General features: G+C 74.3%; 16 protein-coding genes and 1 pseudogene. 7 read left to right on the top strand and 10 right to left on the bottom strand.

What is annotated here, in order from left to right:
- Positions 1-2: 2 nt before the first annotated feature.
- Positions 3-644 (top strand): hypothetical protein, encoded by a 642-nt coding sequence (locus BMY40_RS24155; RefSeq protein WP_093662898.1) that lies wholly within the window; start codon positions 3-5, stop codon positions 642-644.
- 77 nt (positions 645-721) lie between these two features.
- Here BMY40_RS24155 and BMY40_RS24150 read toward each other — a convergent pair whose 3' ends face one another.
- Positions 722-1,177: a MarR family winged helix-turn-helix transcriptional regulator gene (locus BMY40_RS24150; protein ID WP_093662897.1), complete on the bottom strand. Its 456-nt coding sequence runs from the start codon at positions 1,175-1,177 to the stop codon at positions 722-724.
- 104 nt (positions 1,178-1,281) lie between these two features.
- Here BMY40_RS24150 and BMY40_RS24145 point away from each other — a divergent pair, with 104 nt between their 5' ends.
- Positions 1,282-1,839: a DoxX family protein gene (locus tag BMY40_RS24145; protein WP_093662896.1), complete on the top strand. Its 558-nt coding sequence runs from the start codon at positions 1,282-1,284 to the stop codon at positions 1,837-1,839.
- Positions 1,840-1,922: 83 nt separating this feature from the next.
- On the top strand, positions 1,923-2,735 hold the full coding sequence (locus BMY40_RS24140; protein ID WP_093662895.1) for a dioxygenase family protein: 813 nt from the start codon (positions 1,923-1,925) through the stop codon (positions 2,733-2,735).
- 17 nt (positions 2,736-2,752) lie between these two features.
- Here the strand turns inward: BMY40_RS24140 and BMY40_RS24135 are convergent.
- Positions 2,753-3,250, bottom strand: a pseudogene (locus BMY40_RS24135) (NUDIX hydrolase); the annotation flags it as partial.
- A gap of 210 nt (positions 3,251-3,460) precedes the next feature.
- On the opposite strand from BMY40_RS24135, the gene BMY40_RS24130 reads away from it, so the two are divergent.
- Positions 3,461-4,027, top strand: coding sequence for a GNAT family N-acetyltransferase (locus BMY40_RS24130; protein WP_093662893.1), 567 nt, complete (start codon positions 3,461-3,463; stop codon positions 4,025-4,027).
- A 29-nt stretch (positions 4,028-4,056) separates the two neighbouring features.
- Here the strand turns inward: BMY40_RS24130 and BMY40_RS24125 are convergent, their stop codons facing one another.
- From BMY40_RS24125 to BMY40_RS24115, 3 genes are all read right to left on the bottom strand, one after another.
- Positions 4,057-4,614 (bottom strand): DUF4760 domain-containing protein, encoded by a 558-nt coding sequence (locus BMY40_RS24125; RefSeq protein ID WP_093662892.1) that lies wholly within the window; start codon positions 4,612-4,614, stop codon positions 4,057-4,059.
- A 270-nt stretch (positions 4,615-4,884) separates the two neighbouring features.
- A complete protein-coding gene (locus tag BMY40_RS24120) occupies positions 4,885-6,039 on the bottom strand; it encodes an acyl-CoA dehydrogenase family protein (protein ID WP_093662891.1) in 1,155 nt (384 codons plus the stop codon).
- Positions 6,036-7,217, bottom strand: a complete 1,182-nt coding sequence (locus tag BMY40_RS24115; RefSeq protein ID WP_093662890.1) for an acyl-CoA dehydrogenase family protein — start codon at positions 7,215-7,217, stop codon at positions 6,036-6,038. Before BMY40_RS24115 ends, BMY40_RS24120 begins: the two co-directional genes overlap by 4 nt.
- 242 nt (positions 7,218-7,459) lie before the next feature.
- Here BMY40_RS24115 and bdeA point away from each other — a divergent pair, with 242 nt between their 5' ends.
- A complete protein-coding gene (gene bdeA / locus BMY40_RS24110; RefSeq protein WP_093662889.1) occupies positions 7,460-8,419 on the top strand; it encodes a bis(hydroxyethyl) terephthalate hydrolase in 960 nt (319 codons plus the stop codon).
- A gap of 212 nt (positions 8,420-8,631) precedes the next feature.
- Entirely contained in the window at positions 8,632-9,660 is a 1,029-nt protein-coding gene (locus BMY40_RS24105; RefSeq protein WP_093662888.1) for an aspartate-semialdehyde dehydrogenase, read from the top strand.
- A 151-nt stretch (positions 9,661-9,811) separates the two neighbouring features.
- On the opposite strand, the gene BMY40_RS24100 is transcribed toward BMY40_RS24105, so the two are convergent.
- The 3 genes from BMY40_RS24100 to BMY40_RS24090 form a co-directional block, all read right to left on the bottom strand.
- Positions 9,812-10,885, bottom strand: coding sequence for a S1 family peptidase (locus tag BMY40_RS24100; RefSeq protein ID WP_093662887.1), 1,074 nt, complete (start codon positions 10,883-10,885; stop codon positions 9,812-9,814).
- A gap of 267 nt (positions 10,886-11,152) precedes the next feature.
- Positions 11,153-12,049 carry a S1 family peptidase gene (locus tag BMY40_RS24095; RefSeq protein WP_093662886.1) on the bottom strand — a complete coding sequence of 299 codons (897 nt, stop codon included), beginning with the start codon at positions 12,047-12,049 and terminating at the stop codon, positions 11,153-11,155.
- 205 nt (positions 12,050-12,254) lie between these two features.
- Positions 12,255-13,496 (bottom strand): DUF5685 family protein, encoded by a 1,242-nt coding sequence (locus tag BMY40_RS24090; RefSeq protein WP_245770294.1) that lies wholly within the window; start codon positions 13,494-13,496, stop codon positions 12,255-12,257.
- Positions 13,497-13,804: 308 nt separating this feature from the next.
- Between BMY40_RS24090 and BMY40_RS24085 the strand changes: the two genes are divergently transcribed.
- Positions 13,805-14,245 (top strand): cell division protein SepF, encoded by a 441-nt coding sequence (locus tag BMY40_RS24085; RefSeq protein WP_093662885.1) that lies wholly within the window; start codon positions 13,805-13,807, stop codon positions 14,243-14,245.
- 30 nt (positions 14,246-14,275) lie between these two features.
- On the opposite strand, the gene BMY40_RS24080 is transcribed toward BMY40_RS24085, so the two are convergent.
- Both BMY40_RS24080 and BMY40_RS24075 read right to left on the bottom strand, forming a co-directional pair.
- Positions 14,276-15,463, bottom strand: a complete 1,188-nt coding sequence (locus BMY40_RS24080; protein ID WP_093662884.1) for an acyl-CoA dehydrogenase family protein — start codon at positions 15,461-15,463, stop codon at positions 14,276-14,278.
- 41 nt (positions 15,464-15,504) lie between these two features.
- Complete coding sequence (locus BMY40_RS24075) at positions 15,505-17,304, bottom strand: MFS transporter (RefSeq protein ID WP_093662883.1); 1,800 nt, start codon at positions 17,302-17,304, stop codon at positions 15,505-15,507.
- Positions 17,305-17,399: the final 95 nt, after the last annotated feature.

Raw genomic sequence — 17,399 nt, 5'->3', positions numbered from 1 at the left:
GCATGACCATCCGCACACGGCACCGCCGTACCGCCACCACCGCGGCGGTGGCGGTCGCCACCGCACTGACCGCACTGACCGCACTGACCACCGCCGGCACGGCCCAGGCCGCCCCGGAGCGGAGCACCGCACCGGGGTTCCTCTCCGCCCGGGAGCTTCCGCCGCACCCGTTCTCGCCCTGGTACGAGGGCGAGGTCGCCCGGGGGCTCCCGGAGTTCCCGGTCTTCTGCCTGGAGGAGGCGCTGCCCGCCAAGGGCGCCTGGCACCGGCAGTTCCACACGGAGTACGACACCGGGGCCGTACAGGTCGCGGTGCGTACCGCCGGCGTCGGCGCGGCCCGCAGGCTGGCCGCCGAGGCCGAGGCGTCGGTGCGCGACTGCGCGGCGGACTTCCGGGAGCGGTACCCGGGGGCGTCCGCCCGGTGGAAGGACTACGGCCGCGTCGACGTGGAGGAGGGCGCCCACGTCTACGGCGTCCACACCGCTCCGCCGGAGTCCGAGTACGGGATCCACCTGTTCGGCGTGGGGCGCGACGGGCGCACGGTCACGGTCGTCGCCTGGGGCCAGATGGGCACCTTCGAGCACGCTCCGGTGAAGGATTTCAGGGAGACGACGCGTACGGCGGTGGACAAGCTGTACCGCTGACCGGGCCGGGCGCCGCCGGTGCGGGCCCCGTCGCCGTACGGCGGCGGGGCCCGCACGGCGTTCCGCCCGCCGTCCGCTCAGTCACGCAGCCGCCGGCCGACCTCGCCCAGCGCCCGCGCCAGGACGGCGAGTTCCTCGCGGTCCAGGACGTCGATGAGCACCTCGCGCACCGCCGCCACATGACCGGGGGCCGCGCCGCGCAGCAGTTCGCGCCCCTCCTCGGTGAGAACGGCGAAGACGCCGCGGACGTCGGTGGGGCAGGCGCGGCGCCGTACCAGACCGCGCCTCTCCAACTGGCCGACCTGGTAGGTCAGGCCGCTCTTGGATGTGATCAGCCGTTCGGCCAGCTCGGTCATGCGGATCTCGCCGCCGGGGGCATCTGCGAGGTGGACCAGGATCTCGTACTGCGGGTGGGACAGGCCCGCCTCGTCCTTGAGCTGCTGCTCCAGCCGTCGGGCGACGCGGTTGCCGGCCTCGAGGAAGCCCTGCCAGGCCGCCATCTCCAGCTCGTCCAGCCATCGGGGCTCGTTCATGCCCCCATCGTACGCGGTTGTTCAAATTCGAACCGGGCTGTACGCTCGCCATGAGCAAGTGATTCGAATTTGAACCAATGGAACGGCAGAGCAGGAGAGCACCCATGACCATCCCCACCGGCACCCTCCCCGGCACCGACGGCGCACACGCCGACACCGGTGTCCCGGCGTCCTCGCCCACCGCCCATGACGCCGGGCTCCTGCTGCTGCGTCTCGCCCTCGGCCTGACGATGGCCGCGCACGGCGCGCAGAAGCTGTTCGGCTGGTTCGGCGGAGGCGGCGTCGAGGGCACCGGGCAGTTCTTCGCCTCCCTCGGCTACCCGTCGCCCGAGGCGATGGCCGTCGTCGCCGGGCTGACGGAGACCGCGGGCGGCCTCGCCCTCGCCCTCGGCCTGCTCACCCCGCTCGCCGGGGCGGCCGTGCTGGGAACCATGGTCAACGCGGTGGCGGTGAAGTGGGGCGGCGGCTTCTTCGCGCCGCAGGGCGTGGAGTACGAACTCCTCCTGGCCGCGGGCGCCGCCGCGCTCACCCTCTCCGGCCCCGGCCGCTGGGCCGTGGACCGCGCCCTGCCCGTGCTCCGCTCCCACCGGCTCTCCCACGGCGCGGCCGCCGTCGTACTGGCCGTCGTCGTCGCGGGCGCGACCCTGCTGGCCCGCTCCTGATCCACCCCTCTCCCGGGCTCCCCGGTACGCGCTTCCGCACGAGCCCGGGAGGCGGAGACGCAGAAGAAACGGAAGGCACCGCCATGACCGCAACCGTCCCTCCGGCCCCGCGCCCCGCGGCGGACCGCATGCCCGTGCTCTACCTCAGCCACGGCGCCCCGCCCCTGGCCGACGACGCCCTGTGGACCGCGCAGCTCGCGGACTGGTCCGCGCGGCTGCCGCGGCCGGAGGCCGTGCTGATCGTCTCCGCCCACTGGGAGTCCGCGCCGGTGACGCTGGGCGCCACCCGGACCGTCCCGCTGGTGTACGACTTCCACGGCTTCCCCGAGCACTACTACCGCGTCGCCTATCCGGCCCCGGGCGCCCCCGCCCTGGCCGCGAAGGTGCGGGCCCTGCTCGCCGGGCCGGGCACCCCGGTGCACGAGGCGCCGGACCGGGGCCTGGACCACGGCGCGTACGTGCCGCTGGCCGAGATGTACCCCGGCGCCGACGTCCCCGTGCTCCAGCTCTCGATGCCCACCCTCGACCCCGGGGAGCTGCTGCGGCTGGGCCGCAGGCTGGCCCCGCTGCGCGACGAGGGCGTGCTGATCATCGGCAGCGGCTTCTTCACCCACAACCTGCGCGGTCTGATGTGGGGCGCCGGGCCCGACGAGGCCCCGTCCTGGTCGAAGGAGTTCGACGCCTGGGGTGGCGAGGCCCTGGAGAGGGCGGACCTCGACGCCCTGCTCGACTTCGAGCACCGGGCTCCGGCGGGCCGGATCGCCCACCCGCGCACCGACCACTTCGCGCCGCTGTTCGTCTCCCTCGGGGCGGGCGAGGCCGATCTGGGCTCCCAGCGCACGGTCGTCGACGGCTTCTGGGGCGGGCTGGCCAAGCGCTCGGTGCAGTTCGGCTGAGCCGGCGCGCCCGGCCCTCAGGTGGCCGGAAGCACCACGACCCGGCCGGGGGCGGCCGGGTCGTAGGCGATGGAGTCCCCGGGCCGGTGCCAGTGGAGTGCGAAGCGGTGGCCCGCCCTATACGCCTCCAGCGCGGCCCGGCAGTAGGCCACCATGTCGCCGGGCAGCGCCTCCAGCGGGAACCAGACCAGCTCCGAGCACTTGTCCGGCTCCGCGTTGACCGGCTCGCGCCCTTCCCCAGCCCACGCCTCGAAGAACCACCCCATCCGGGGATCCCCGGTCGGGGAGCAGTGCTGCACCACGAGGGCGACCTTCAGCTCCTCGGGCGCGAGACGCAGCCCGACCTCCTCGTACGCCTCCCGGATCACCGCCTCCCGCACGTCCTCGCCGTCCTCGGCGTGACCGGACGGCACGTTCAGCAGGCCGTCCGCGTAACCGGTGCCCGCCCGGCGCGCGAGCAGCACCTCCTCACCGCGCCGCAGGACGAGGTGGACGTCGACGATCTCCCTGTGCCGTCTTCTGTTCCGCAGGCTCCTCATGGTGCGCGATCATCGCACCGCCCTCCGGCACCGTCGCCCCCGGCGGGTACGCCTTGCCCACCGGCCCCGGGAGCGGGGAGGCTGGTCGCCGTGCCGCATCCGCCCGGACGCCTTCCCGGACACCCGCCCGTCCCGCCCGAAGCACCCCGGCGGAGGCCCGGGACACCGCACCGGAGACGAGCCCCCGTGATCATCACCCCCGCCCTGCCCGGCGACCTGCCGCTGCTGCTCGCCTTCCGCGAGGAGGCGGCGGCCTGGCTGCGGAGGCTGGGCACCGACCAGTGGAGCCGCCCGTATCCGGCGGAACGGCTGCTGGCCGCCGTTGAGGAAGGGGCCGTGTTCCTGGTCCGCGACGGGCGAACGACCGCCGCGACCATCACCCTCACCCGCGAGGCGGGGGAAGGGCTCTGGACGGACGAGGAGCTCCGCGAACCCTCCCTCTTCGTCGCCAAGCTCACCGTGGCGCGCACCCACGCCGGGCGGAATCTCGGCGGTCGGCTGCTCGACTGGGCGGGAGACCGCGCCCACCGGGCGGGGGCCAGGTGGGTGAGGCTCGACGCGTGGACGGCGAACGAGGCCCTGCAGCGCTACTACCTCGGGCAGGGCTTCCACCACGTCCGCACGGTCCGCGAGGGGCGCGCGGTCAGCGGCGGTCCCCGGGTCTCGGGCTGGCTCGCCCAGCGTCCGGCCGCGCCCTGCGACCACGGCTTCACCGACCGGACGCCCGGGCCGGCCCCGGCCGGCGGGGCGTAGGGCCGCCGACGGGCCGGGGCACGGGTGTCTCAGCCGGGTACCGGCTCCCCGCGCAGGGGCGGATCGCCCTCGGCGCGGCGGGGGACGGCTATGCGCCGCGGGGTCATGTGCACCGCGAGCCACTCCAGGTCCTCGTAGAGCCGTGGTTCGCCCCGGACCTGCCGCCGGCCCTCGATCCACGGCAGGTAGCCCTCCCAGGTGGCGATGATCGAGCCGCCCCACGCCTGGTCGATGACCTGCAGGTCGAAGGCGTCCGAACGGGCGCCCACACCCAGGGAGTTGTACGTCGTCAGATACGCGGCGATCAGTCCCGCCGCCGCTTCGTCCCCCGCCGTCGCGCGGGCGATCAGCCGCGACACGGCCCGCTGGTCCCGCTCGTCCGGTATCCCCTCCTCACGCAACTGCCTGCGCCGGTCCATCGTGGCGGTGAGGTACTCCATCGTCGCCTGCTTGCGGCGCCGGTCGTGGTCGAGCCTGGTGGTGCGGGACAGCATCAGCAACTGCCAGGCGAGACCACCGAAGGCGAGGACGCTGACGAGGAGGGTTCCGAACGAGGCGGCCAGGGACCAGCGTTCATACGGCGTCACGTCCGCACACCCTACGGAACCGTCCACGCCCCGGGAAGCGGGCCGCCGCCTCCCGCCGGGCCGAGCCCGGCCGGCCGTCGCGTCCGGAACCGCCGGCACGGCCGGCGTTCCGGTGGCCGGGGCCCGTTCGGGGGACCCGGACCTCCTTCGCGGCGCTCGGCCCGCCGGAGGCGGCCGAAGCACGCGGAAGGCCGCGAGGGAGGCCGGGAGCCCCCCGCGCCCCCGGCCTCCCTCGTGGCAGTCGCGCCCGTAGGCCCGTCGCGGCCGGTCTCAGCCCACCGGCGCCGGCAGGTCCACCAGCGCGGCGAGCGCGGCGCGGTGGCGGTCGGGGGTGCCCAGCGCGATCTGGTCGGCCTTGGCGCGCTTGAGGTACAGGTGCGCCGGGTGCTCCCAGGTCATGCCGATGCCGCCGTGGAGCTGGACGCACTCCTCGGCCGCCCGTACCGCCAGCTCCCCGCAGTGGGAGGCGGCCACCGCGACGGCCACGGGGGCGTCCGGATCGCCGGTCGCGAGGGTGTCGGCGGCGTACCGGGCGGCGGCCCGCGCGCCCACCACCTCCAGCCAGAGGTCGGCCAGCCGGTGCTTGAGTGCCTGGAACGAGCCGAGCTGCCGCCCGAACTGCCGCCGGTCCTTCAGATGGGCGACGGTGGCGGTCAGGCACCACTCGGCGATGCCGAGCTGCTCGGAGGCGAGCAGTCCGGCGCCGGTCAGCAGTGCGCGCTCCAGCGCGGCGGGGGCCTGCTCCGCGCCGGCCAGCCGCCGGGCGGCGGTGCCGGTGAGCGTCACGTCGGCCACCGGGCGGGTGAGGTCGAGGGAGGTGCGCGGTACGACGGCCAGGGCCGCCGCGGTCGTCTCCACCGCGTACAGTCCCGGCCCGTCCCGGCCCTCGGCCGGGACGATCAGGACGTCGGCGGCCGTGGCGTCGGCGACCGAGGTGACCGTGCCGGTCAGGGTGCCCGCACTGTCGGCCCGTACGGCGGAGGGGAAGGTTCCGGCCCCTGGCATCACGGAGAGCGGCACCGCCAGTGCGGCGGTGCGCTCGCCCGCGGCCAGGGACGCGAGCAGCTTCGAGGCCTCGCCGGCGCCGCTGTCACCGCTGTCGCCGTCCGTGCCCTCCAGGGCGAGCAGGGCGGTGGTGGCCAGGACGGCGCTGCCCAGGTACGGCGTCGGCGCCGACGCCCGGCCCAGCTCCTCCAGCACCACGGCGGCCTCGCGCACCGAGGCCCCGGCGCCGCCCGCCTCCTCCGGCACCGCCAGGGAGGCCGTGCCCAGGTCGCGGGCGAGGGTCTGCCACAGCCCGCGGTCGTAGGGCTCGCCCGTCTCGCAGCGGCCCAGGGTGTTCTCGTGCGGGCAGCGGTCGGTGAGCAGCGCGCGGACGCTGGCGCGCAGCTCCTCCTCGATCTCCGAGTAGAGAAGGTCCGTCATCGGGCGAGCTCCTTCCAGGGGAGGTCCTTGTCGGTGCGGGGCTCGGCGGGCAGTCCCAGCACCCGCTCGGCGATGATGTTGCGCAGGATCTCCGAGGTGCCGCCCTCGATGGAGTTGCCCTTGGCGCGCAGGTAGCGGTAGCCCGCCTCGCGGCCGGTGAAGTCCACGGCCTCGGGCCGGCGCAGGGTCCAGTCGTCGTAGGACAGGCCCTCCTCGCCCAGCAGCTCGACCTCCAGGCCGCTGAGCTCCTGCGCCAGGCGTGCGAAGGCGAGCTTCATCCCGGCGCCCTCGGGACCGGGATGGCCCGCGGTGAGCTGCTGACGCAGCCGTTCGCCGGTGAGCCGGGCGACCTCCGCGCCGACCCAGCCCGACAGCAGCCGCTGGTGGAGGCCGTGGGTGCGCAGCTCGGGGCGCTCGCGCCAGGTGGCGGCGACCTTGCCGACCATGCCGCTCTCGCGCGGCATGCGCTGGCCGCCGATGGCGACGCGTTCGTTGTTGAGGGTGGTCTGGGCGACCTTCCACCCCTCCCCCACCGCGCCGAGCCGGTGGGCGTCGGGGATGCGGACGCCGGTGAGGAAGACCTCGTTGAACTCCGCCTCGCCGGTGATCTGGCGCAGCGGCCGCACCTCGACGCCGGGGTCGGTCATGTCGCAGACGAAGTAGGTGATGCCGCGGTGCTTGGGGACGTCCGGGTCGGTGCGGGCGATCAGGATGGCCCAGCGGGCGTTGTGCGCGCTGGACGTCCACACCTTCTGGCCGTCGACCACCCAGGAGTCGCCGTCGCGTACCGCCCGGGTGGCCAGTGCCGCCAGGTCGGAGCCGGCTCCGGGCTCGCTGAACAGCTGGCACCACACCTCCTCGCCGGTCCACAGCGGGCGCAGGAAGCGATCCTTCTGCTCCTCGGTTCCGTAGCGCAGGATCGTCGGCGCGGCCATGCCCAGGCCGATGCCGTTGCGGCCGGGGTCGTTGTCGGGGGCTCCGGCGGCGGCCAGCTCGGCGTCGACGACGGCCTGGAGGGCGCGGGGCGCGTCGAGCCCGCCGTGGCCGTGGGGGAAGTGCACCCAGGCCAGTCCCGCGTCGTAGCGGGCGCGGAGGAAGTCGAGTGGTTCGGTGACGGCCGGATCGTGCTCCGCGAGCAGCGCCTGGGTACGTCGGCGCAGTTCGTCCGGGTCTGTCACGGGGGCGTTCGCAGGGGGCACGGGATCTCCTTCACGGGCCACGACTAAGCGCTTGCTTATCCTCGCGGCATACCGACTGGTACGTCAATGGCTCCGGCGCGGCGCCCGCGATGCCCGCCGCACCCGAACCGGGTCCCGGCGGGAACCGGCGGTTTCACCGATGCGGAGCCGCGTGCTCCGGCACCACGATTCATCCGTCCGACCCCAGAAGGTCACCCCTCACACACCTGGAAAGGGTCATCATGGAGCCGCAGCAGCACGACACGACACCGGGCACGGCCACCAGACACCGCGGCGCCCCCCGCCGCCTGACGAAGCTGGGCGTGGCCCTGGCCATGGTCCTGGGCGGTGTGGGCGTCGCCCTGCCCACCGCCCAGGCCACCCAGGACTCCGGCGCCGCGCCGGCCGCCGTCCAGGCCGCCGAGAACCCCTACGAGCGCGGCCCGGACCCGACCGAGCGGAGCATCGAGGCCGCCCGCGGCCCCTACTCCGTCTCCGAGACCAGGGTGTCCTCCCTGTCGGTGACCGGCTTCGGCGGCGGGACGATCTACTACCCGACCACCACCAGCGACGGCACCTTCGGCGCGGTCGCGGTCTCACCCGGCTACACCGCCGACCAGTCCAGCATGGCCTGGTACGGCCCCCGCCTGGCCTCGCAGGGCTTCGTGGTCTTCACCATCGACACCAACACCCGCTACGACCAGCCCGACAGCCGCGGCGACCAGCTGCTGGCCGCGCTGGACTACCTGACCCAGCGCAGCTCGGTCCGCGGCCGCATCGACAGCGGCCGCCTGGCGGTCATGGGCCACTCCATGGGCGGCGGAGGCAGCCTGGAGGCCGCCAAGGACCGGCCGTCCCTGAAGGCCGCGATCCCGCTCACCCCCTGGAACCTCGACAAGACCTGGCGTGAGATCACCGTCCCGACCTTCATCGTCGGAGCCGACGGGGACAGCATCGCCTCGGTGCGCTCGCACGCCGAGCCCTTCTACGAGAGCCTGCCCTCCTCCACGGACCGGGCGTACATGGAGCTCAACAACGCCACGCACTTCACCCCGAACACCTCGAACACCGAGATCGCGAAGTACAGCATCTCCTGGCTGAAGCGCTTCGTGGACAACGACACCCGCTACGAGCAGTTCCTGTGCCCGCTGCCCCGGCCCAGCCTCGCCATCGAGGAGTTCCGCGGCAACTGCCCGCACTGACGCCGGGCCGGCGCCGGGCCCCCGGGGGGACGTCCGGGCCCCGGCGCGAGGCGGCGGTCGCCCTTCGGCGGCCGCCGCCTGCGCGTGTCCCGCGGCCTCCGCGCCGCGCCCGCTCAGGGTGTGACGTGCGCCAAAGGAAGTTGGCGCACGCGCGTCCGGCAGGGCAGGGTAGAGGGTTGACGCAGCGGGACACGCACGACAGAAGGAGCCCCATGAGAATCGGCATCGTCGGAGCCACCGGCCAGGTCGGCGGAGTGATGCGCGAGATCCTGGCCGAGCGCGACTTCCCGGTGGAGCAGCTCCGGCTGTTCGCCTCGGCTCGCTCGGCAGGACGGACGCTGCCCTGGAAGGACGGCGAGATCACCGTCGAGGACGCCGCCACGGCCGACTACACGGGGCTGGACATCGTGCTGTTCTCCGCGGGCGGCTCGACCTCGAAGGCCCTGGCCCCGAAGGTGGCCGCGGCCGGGCCCGTGGTCATCGACAACTCCTCCGCCTGGCGGCTGGACCCCGAGGTCCCGCTGGTGGTCTCCGAGGTGAACCCGCAGGCCGCCGCCGAGCGCCCCAAGGGCATCATCGCCAACCCCAACTGCACCACCATGGCCGCCATGCCGGTGCTGCGGCCGCTGCACGCCGAGGCCGGGCTGACCGCCCTGGTCGTCGCCACCTACCAGGCGGTGTCCGGCAGCGGTCTGGCCGGCGTCGCCGAGCTGGACGAGCAGACCCGCAAGGCGGTCGAGGGCGACGCCACCCGGCTGGCCTTCGACGGCTCCGCGGTCGAGTTCCCCGAGCCCGACAAGTACGTGCGGCCCATCGCCTTCAACGTGCTGCCGATGGCGGGCTCCATCGTGGACGACGGGCTGGGCGAGACCGACGAGGAGCAGAAGCTCCGCAACGAGAGCCGCAAGATCCTCGGCATCCCGGAGCTGAAGGTCTCGGGCACCTGCGTGCGCGTGCCGGTCTTCACCGGCCACTCGCTCCAGATCAACGCCCGCTTCGAGCGGCCGATCAGCCCCGAGCGCGCCCGGGAACTGCTGGAGGGCGCTCCGGGCGTGGCCCTCTCCGAGATCCCCACCCCGCAGCAGGCTGCCGGCCAGGACCCGACCTACGTGGGCCGGATCCGCGCCGACGAGACCGCCGAGCACGGTCTGGCCCTGTTCTGCGCCGGCGACAACCTCCGCAAGGGCGCGGCGCTCAACGCCGTCCAGATCGCGGAGCTGGTCGCGGCCGAGTCCCGCTAGCCGCCCGGAGGGCCGCTCCGACAGGTACCGGCCGGCGTCGCCCGGTACGCGGCCCCGCATCCGCCGCCCGGCCCCGCCTCCCGCTGGAGGCGGGGCCGGGGCCGTTTCAGCGCCCCTCGCGGAAGCGGAGCCGGGCCGGGCCGGGCCGGAGTCAGCCGATCCGGGCGCCGTGGTCCCGCAGCGCCTCGGTCAGCGGCTGGTAGAAGGTCTCGCCTCCCCTGGAGCAGTCCCCGCGTCCGCCGGAGGTCAGGCCGTGGCCTGTGGTGCCGGAGAACAGCGGGCCGCCGCTGTCGCCGGGCTCGGCGCAGACGTCGGTCTGGATCAGCCCGTCGACCCTGCCCTGCGGGTAGGTCACGGAGACGTTCACCGCCGTGACCTCGCCGTCGCGGACCTTCGTGGTGCTGCCGCTGCGCTGCACCTGCTGGCCCACGATGGGGTCGGCGGCCCGGGTGATGGCGCGGCTGGACCCGTCGTACAGGTTCACCCGGCTCCGGTGGTCCGTACGGGTGGTGTAGCGCACCAGGGCGTGGTCGTCGCCGGGGAACTCGCTCGCCACGGTGATCCCGATGGCCGGCCCGGACCTGGTGGCGGACCAGCGGTCGAAGAGCCGGGCGCAGTGGCCCGCGGTGAGGAAGTACGGCATGCCGTTCCTGACCACGTTGAAGCCGAGCGAGCAGCGCGCGCCGTCCCCGCGCCAGATCGCGTCGCCGCCCAGGGCCAGGAGGGCGAACCGTCCCTCGGCCCGCCTGAGGACCGCCATGTCGCCCCGCGCCGCCACCCGCTTCCTCAGATCGGCCAGCGCCTCCGCCCCCACCGTGCTGTCCGCGGTGACGACGACCTTGTTGAGCCGGTGGTCGACGGCGCGCGCGGTGCCGGGGACGCTCTTGGCCGCGAGGTCCTTCCGCAGGGCGCCGAGCCGGGCGAGGGAGTGCTTGACGATCCGGGGCTCGGCACCGGCCTGCCGGACCTTCTCCGCGCTCGTCCCGCTGAGGACGTTGACCACCAGTTTGCGCGCCCTGGCGTCGTAGTAGGCGCCCGCCATGTCGTCCTTGAGGTCGCCGGAGAGGGTCGAGGCCAGCCGGCCCGCGGCGGTGGGGGTCAGCGGTCTGGGCGCGACGGGGGCCGGGGTGTCCGCGCTCGCCGGGACGAGGGTGGCGGAGAGCATCGCCGCCACGCCCACGCCCGCGACGGCGATGCGCCGCGTGAGTGTCCGTCGGTGTTTCAACACTGTGCCTCCCGTGGGGGATGGGACCGCCTGTGGGGATGCGGCCCCGGAGGAATGTCCGGCCCGGTCATCCTTTCCTCGGCCGACGGGGTTACACACGGAGGGTGCACACACCGCACCGGAGGGTGACGACCGCCTCCGTCATCATCCCCGTACCGACGCGGTCCGGCACACCGGGCCCGCCCGCTCCACCCGTCCGACGATCACGGCGGGCACGGCGGAGCCCCCGCCCGGCGAGGCCGGACGGGGGCTCGGAAGGCGGTGAGGTCAGTAGACGCTCACGCCGTAGGCGTTCAGCGCCTCCACGACCGGCTGGAAGAAGGTCGTGCCGCCGGTGCGGCAGTTGCCGCTGCCGCCGGAGGTCAGGCCGAAGGCGGTGGTGCCGTAGTACAGCGGGCCGCCGCTGTCGCCGGGCTCGGCGCAGACGTTGGTCTGGATCATGCCGTAGACGACGTCGCCGCCGCCGTAGTTGACCGTGGCGTTCAGGCCGGTGACGCGGCCGCTGTGGGTGCCGGTGGTGCTGCCGCGGCGGTAGACGGTCTGGCCCACGGACGGGTTGGCGGCGCGGGCGATGTCCTGGCTTCCGACCGAGCCGGGGCGGCTGATGGAGCTGGTGTAGCGGACGATGCCGTAGTCGTTGTTCGGGAAGCTGGAACCGGCCGTCGAGCCGATGGTGGAGGACCCGTTGCTCCAGCTGGAGGTGCCGTTGGTGCAGTGGCCGGCGGTCAGGAAGTAGTCCACACCGCTGCTGCTGCGGACGTTGAAGCCCAGCGAGCAGCGCCCGCCACCGCTGTAGATGGCGTCGCCGCCGGAGATCAGCTTGTTGAACTTGCCGGGGGTGCGCTCGATGCGGATCGCTTCCGCGCCCGCGCCGGCCGTCTTCTTGATCTTGGCAATCTCGGACTGGCTGACGGTGCTGTCCACCGTGACGACCAGGGTGTTGGTCGCCTTGTCGGTGTACCAGGCGGTCCCCGCGACGTCCGCGGTCTTCATCGCCTTGTCCGCCATGGCGACCTGGGCCGCGGGCGAGGGCGAGGGGGCGGCGCTCGCCGAGGTCGGCAGGGCCATGGCCGCGGCGGCGACGACGGCGGAGGCCGCGGCGACCAGGCGGATACGGCCTCGTCTGCCGGAGGTGTCGCGGGGGGAGGTTCGCTGGGTCTTCACTGGCTGTTCCTCCTGTGAAGGAAATGGGGGGAACCCGCGATGGGGCGCGGGCACGTGGAGCCGCCGGGACCCGCTGTACGACGCGTCCCTGACAAGCACCGGGACGGAGTATTCACACGTTCGATCCGTGCGCGCAAGAGTGCCGTTGCGCCAAGTTGCATCGCTCAGCGCACCGGCCACCCCGCATAACGGACGTGAGCCGCCGTCAGTCGCAGCCTCCACAGCCGCAGTTGCAGTCGCATCCCCCACCGCCACCACCGGCCCCGCCCGAACCCCCCGAACCCCCGGAGCTGTTGCAGCACCTGTGGCAGTCGGTGCAGCAGGAGCAGCACTCACAGCAGTCGGCGCAGCCGGAGCAGTCGCAGGAACGGCACAGACCCTCGCGCCTGCGCCCCGACCAGGGCCCCTCATACTCCTTGCTGCAGCAAATCCGCCCGGTACAGAACAGCCCCGTCCACACCGCGCATCCGGCCACCGCGCCCCGGCGGCGCGGCGGGCCGGGAAACGGCGTTCCGGGATGCCCCGGATGACCGGGAGACCCCGGATGCCCCGGTCGCGGCGGGCTGACGCGCGCCGCCGCGAAGGCCCGGTCCACCGCGTGTCCCGCCTCGCGGCCCAGCAGTGCCCGCACCAGTTCGGCGCCCTCCTCGTCCGCGAACTCCACGTCCCGCAGGGCCAGTCGTACGCCGCACACGGCGTCGTCGCACAGCCTGCGCACCTCGGGCAGGGGCGTGCCGGTGGCGGTGATCGGGTTCCACACGCCGGCCTCCTCGTCCGCGGCCAGGTCCTCGACGGCGTCCAGCAGATGCGCCAGCCGCCCGAAGAGCCGCCCGGCCTCGGCCAGCGGCTCCGCGTTGCCGGGCCGCCCGGCGAGGCGGGCGGTGTGGGCGAAGGCCGCGGCGGTGGCGGTCTCGGTCGGCTCGGTGACCGCCACCAGCGAACCGCCCGGACCCGTCGCGGCCTCCACCAGCGGCTGCCGTTCGACGGCCTCGGTCAGCACCGCGGTGTCGAAGCCCAACTCGGCCCCGGTACGCGCCCCCGCCCGGTCCCAGCCGGCCGCGACCCTGCGGGCCGCCGCGGCCACCGGGCGGCGCGCCATCGCCCCGTCCCCGTCGGCGACGTGGTCGCGCACCTTGGCCGAGGCCAGCACCAGGGACACCGCGGCGGCCAGCCGGGCTCCCTCGCCACGTGCCACCGAGGCGGTGCGCATCCCGCGCAGCGGGCAGGGGCCGGCGGTGCGCCGCAGGGCGCCGGAGCCGCCCGCCGGGCGCGGTGTCTGCGCCTCGGTGAGAGCGGAGACGACGAGCCCGTCGTAGTTGGTGACGACGCGCGCGAACTGGCCGTGGTCGCCGCGCAGCGCGAGGCAGAGCCCGCACAGGTGCGCGGTCCAGGCGGCCAGCAGCCGCTCGCCGAGCCGGTGACGGCACGGCCTGATGATGCCGAACAAGTTTCCCCCCGTTACCCCTTACGCATGAGTGCGCGTCACGATACCGGGCACTTCACCCGTATGCCCTTGGCGACCACCCGTCCGGCGGGGCCGCCCGGTTCGGCGCCGCGTCACCGCCCGTACAGCCTCCCGGCCCTCGCCGCGGGGGCGCGCCACGCGCGTCCTGTGCACCAGAACCGTCACGAATCCCGTGCGGAACGGGTAACTGTTTGGCGCGTTGTCAGCATCATGGACGACGATAGGGGTGCGGGCCCCGCGGCGGAGGCGCTGCCAGACACGGTGGACCGTGCATGTGAGAGGAGGCGTCCATGGGATCGGTGCGCAAGGCGAGTGCCTGGCTGGGCCTCGTCGACGACAGCGAGATGCGTTACTACGACGACGAGTACGCCGAGGGTTCCGAGCCCGAGGACGCCCGCGACGCCTGGGTCACCGACCCTCGGGTGCGCGTGACCGCCGAGACCGCCCAGGACCAGGGCACCCGGATCGCGACGGTCACCCCCGACGGATTCCGGGACGCCCGGGGCATCGGCGAGCTCTTCCGGGAGGGCGTCCCGGTGATCGTGAACCTCACGGCCATGGAGCCCGCCGACGCCAAGCGGGTCGTCGACTTCGCCGCGGGCCTGACCTTCGGCCTGCGCGGTTCGATCGAGCGCGTGGCCACGCGCGTCTTCCTGCTGACCCCTCCCGACTACCAGGTGATCAGCGGCCAGGAGCGCCGCAGCCCCGACGGCTTCTTCAACCAGAGCTGACCGGCGCGGCACCGGCGCCGGGCGGGCCGCTCACCGGAAGGCGTCCACGCCGGTGAGCGCCTTGCCCAGCACCAGTTGGTGCATCTCCACGGTGCCCTCGTAGGTCAGCACCGACTCCAGGTTCGTGGCGTGCCGCATCACCGGGTACTCCAGGGAGATCCCGTTGGCCCCCAGGATCGTGCGGGAGGTGCGGCAGATCTCGATCGCCTCGCGCACGTTGTTGAGCTTGCCGAAGCTGACCTGCTCGGGACGGAGTTTGCCGGCGTCCATCCGCCGCCCCAGGTGGTGGGCGAGCAGGATGCCCTTGTGCAGTTCCAGCGCCATGTCGGCGAGCTTGGCCTGGGTGAGCTGGAAGCCGCCGATCGGCCGGCCGAACTGCTCACGGGTGCGCGCGTACCGAAGGGCCGCCTCGAAACTGGAGCGGGCCGCGCCCATCGCTCCCCAGACGATGCCGTAGCGGGCGTGGTTCAGACAGCTCAGCGGGCCGCGCAGCCCGGTGACCTCCGGCAGCACCGCGTCGGCGGGCAGCCGTACGTCGTCCATGACCAGTTCGCTGGTGACCGAGGCGCGCAGGGACCACTTGTGCCTGATCTCGGGCGCGGAGAAGCCCGGGGTGTCGGTGGGCACGACGAAGCCGCGCACGCCCTCGTCGGTGCGGGCCCACACGACGGCCACCGAGGCCACCGAGCCGTTGGTGATCCACATCTTGCGGCCGTTGAGCACCCAGTCGTCCCCGTCCCGCTTGGCGTGGGTGCGCATCCCGGCCGGATCGGAGCCGTGGTCGGGCTCGGTGAGGCCGAAGCAGCCGATGGCCTCGCCGGACGCCATGCTCGGCAGCCACTGCCGCTTCTGCTCCTCGGAGCCGTAGCGGTGGATGGCGTACATCGCCAGCGATCCCTGCACCGAGACCAGCGAGCGGATGCCGGAGTCGGCGGCCTCCAGCTCCAGGCAGGCCAGCCCGTACTGGACGGCGGACGCGCCCGCGCAGCCGTAGCCCTGGAGCGACATGCCCAGGGCGCCGATCGAGCCGAGCTCGCGGGCCAGCTCCCGGATGCCGGGCAGCTCGCCGCGCTCGTACCACTCGGCGATGTGGGGCAGCACCCGGTCGGCGGCCCAGGAGCGGACGGTGTCGCGGACCGCCTTCTCCTCGGGGGCGAGCAGATCGTCCAGGCCGAGGGGGTCGGCGGGATCGAAGGGGGGCGGGGCGGAGCTGGACACGGTGGCCTCCGGCTGGGGATCTTCGAGGGTCGCGCCCGACGTTACGGCCGGGTAACCCCGCTGGACAAGAGGTGGCCGCCCGGCTGCCCGGGCGGCTCGGCGGAGGCCGGGGACGTGCGGACCCGTGCGGGGGCGGCGCCGTCCCGGTCCGTGCGGTCCGCCCGGTCCCGCTCCTCCGGCGGCCTCTGCCCGAAGTCCCCGCCCAGTCCTTCACCCGGGCCCCCGTCCGGCTCCCCGCCCTGTCCCGGGAGCCCCATCGCACGCGGCAGCCGCAGCGCGGCCAGCGCGCCGAGCAGCAGGAGTGCGGCGCTGACCAGCAGAGCCACGTGCAGTCCGTGGACGAACGAATCCCGCGCCGCCTCGCGCAGCGCCTCGCCGGCCGGTCCGCCGAGCCGTTCGGCGACCTCGTACGCCGCGCTCAGCGAGTGGGCGGCGTCCTCCCCGGCAGCCTCCGGCACGCCCTCCGCCCGCCGCACCCCGGGGGCGTAGGCGGCGTTCATGACGGTGCCCAGGACCGCGATGCCCATCCCCGCGCCGAGCTGGTAGGCGGTCTCGCCGATCGCCGCGGCGCCGCCCGCCTGCCGGGCCGGGGCCTCGCTGAGCATGGACTCGTACGCACCGAACAGCGTCGTCTCCAGGCCGAAGCCCAGCACGACGAAGCCGCAGACGAGCAGGGCGGGCTCGTCCCGCAGGCCGACACCGGTCAGCGACAGCACCGCGGCGGCGGTGAGCAGGAAGCCCACGAGCACCATGACGCGCGGCCCCAGCCGGCGCAGCATTCGGGAGCCGGCCAGCCCGGCGGCGATCGCGGCGAGGCTGAGCGGCAGCAGCCGCAGCCCGGTCTGCAGGGGGGTGAGCCCGAGGACGAGCTGGAGGTACTGGGCGGCGATCAGCGCCAGGCCCACCAGCGCCAGCACCGTCAGCACGATGCAGGCCACCGCCGTGCCGAAGGCGGGCCGGGCCAGGGTGGCGCAGTCCACCAGGGGGTGGCGGCGGCGGAGCTGGCGGCGTACGAAGAACGCGAGCAGCACCGCGCCCAGCGCCAGCGACACCAGCGTGCCCGGGTGGAGCGCCTCGCCGCCGCCCGCGCGCTTCACGCCCAGGATCAGCGCGCCCAGCCCGGCGGCGGCCACCAGGGCGCCGACCACGTCCCAGGGGCCGTCCCGGTCGCCGGTGGACTCCGGCAGCAGGCGGCGCCCGAGCGGGATGCACAGCAGCATCAGCGGGATGTTGACCAGGAAGACCGATCCCCACCAGAAGTGCTCCAGCAGGAGGCCGCCGACCAGCGGCCCCACCGCGGCGCCGACCGCGGCGACCGCGCTCCACACGCCGATGGCCAGCGCCCGCTCGCGGCGGTCGGGGAAGACCTGGCGCAGTATCGACAGGGTCGCGGGCATGATCATCGCGCCGCCGATCCCCAGCAGGGCACGCGCCGCGATCAGCATCCCGGGGGTGTACGCGTAGGCCGCCAGCGCCGAGGCCACGCCGAAGACGGCGTAGCCACACAGCAGCACCCTGCGCCGCCCGACCCGGTCGCCGAGGGTGCCGAAGAGGATCAGCAGGGAGGCACAGACCAGCGGGTAGGCGTCGACGATCCACAGCAGCTCGATGGCGCCGGGCCGCAGCGCCTGGGAGACCGCGGGGACGGCGACGTGCAGCACCGTCGCGTCGACGGCCACCAGGAGCAGGCTGGTGCACAGCACGACCAGCACGGTCCAGCGGCTCGCGCCGCCGCCCGGTGCGGGGGAAGCGCCGGCCGGACCGGCCGGTCCCGTCCGTCGCGGTCTCTGCCGGGGGACGTCCGCCGCCCTGGTGGCTCCGGCCGTGGTCGTCCCGGACATGTACGCACCTCCTGTTGCGCTCGCACCGCCGCCGTGGGGAATGCCGGGACGCCGGGGGAGCGTCCGGCCCGGTGTGGAGGGTCGAGTAATGCGTC

Source organism: Streptomyces radiopugnans (assembly GCF_900110735.1).
Classification (GTDB): domain Bacteria; phylum Actinomycetota; class Actinomycetes; order Streptomycetales; family Streptomycetaceae; genus Streptomyces; species Streptomyces radiopugnans.
The sequence above is the reverse complement of the archived record's forward strand: the minus strand, read 5'-3'. Positions and strand labels throughout refer to the sequence as shown.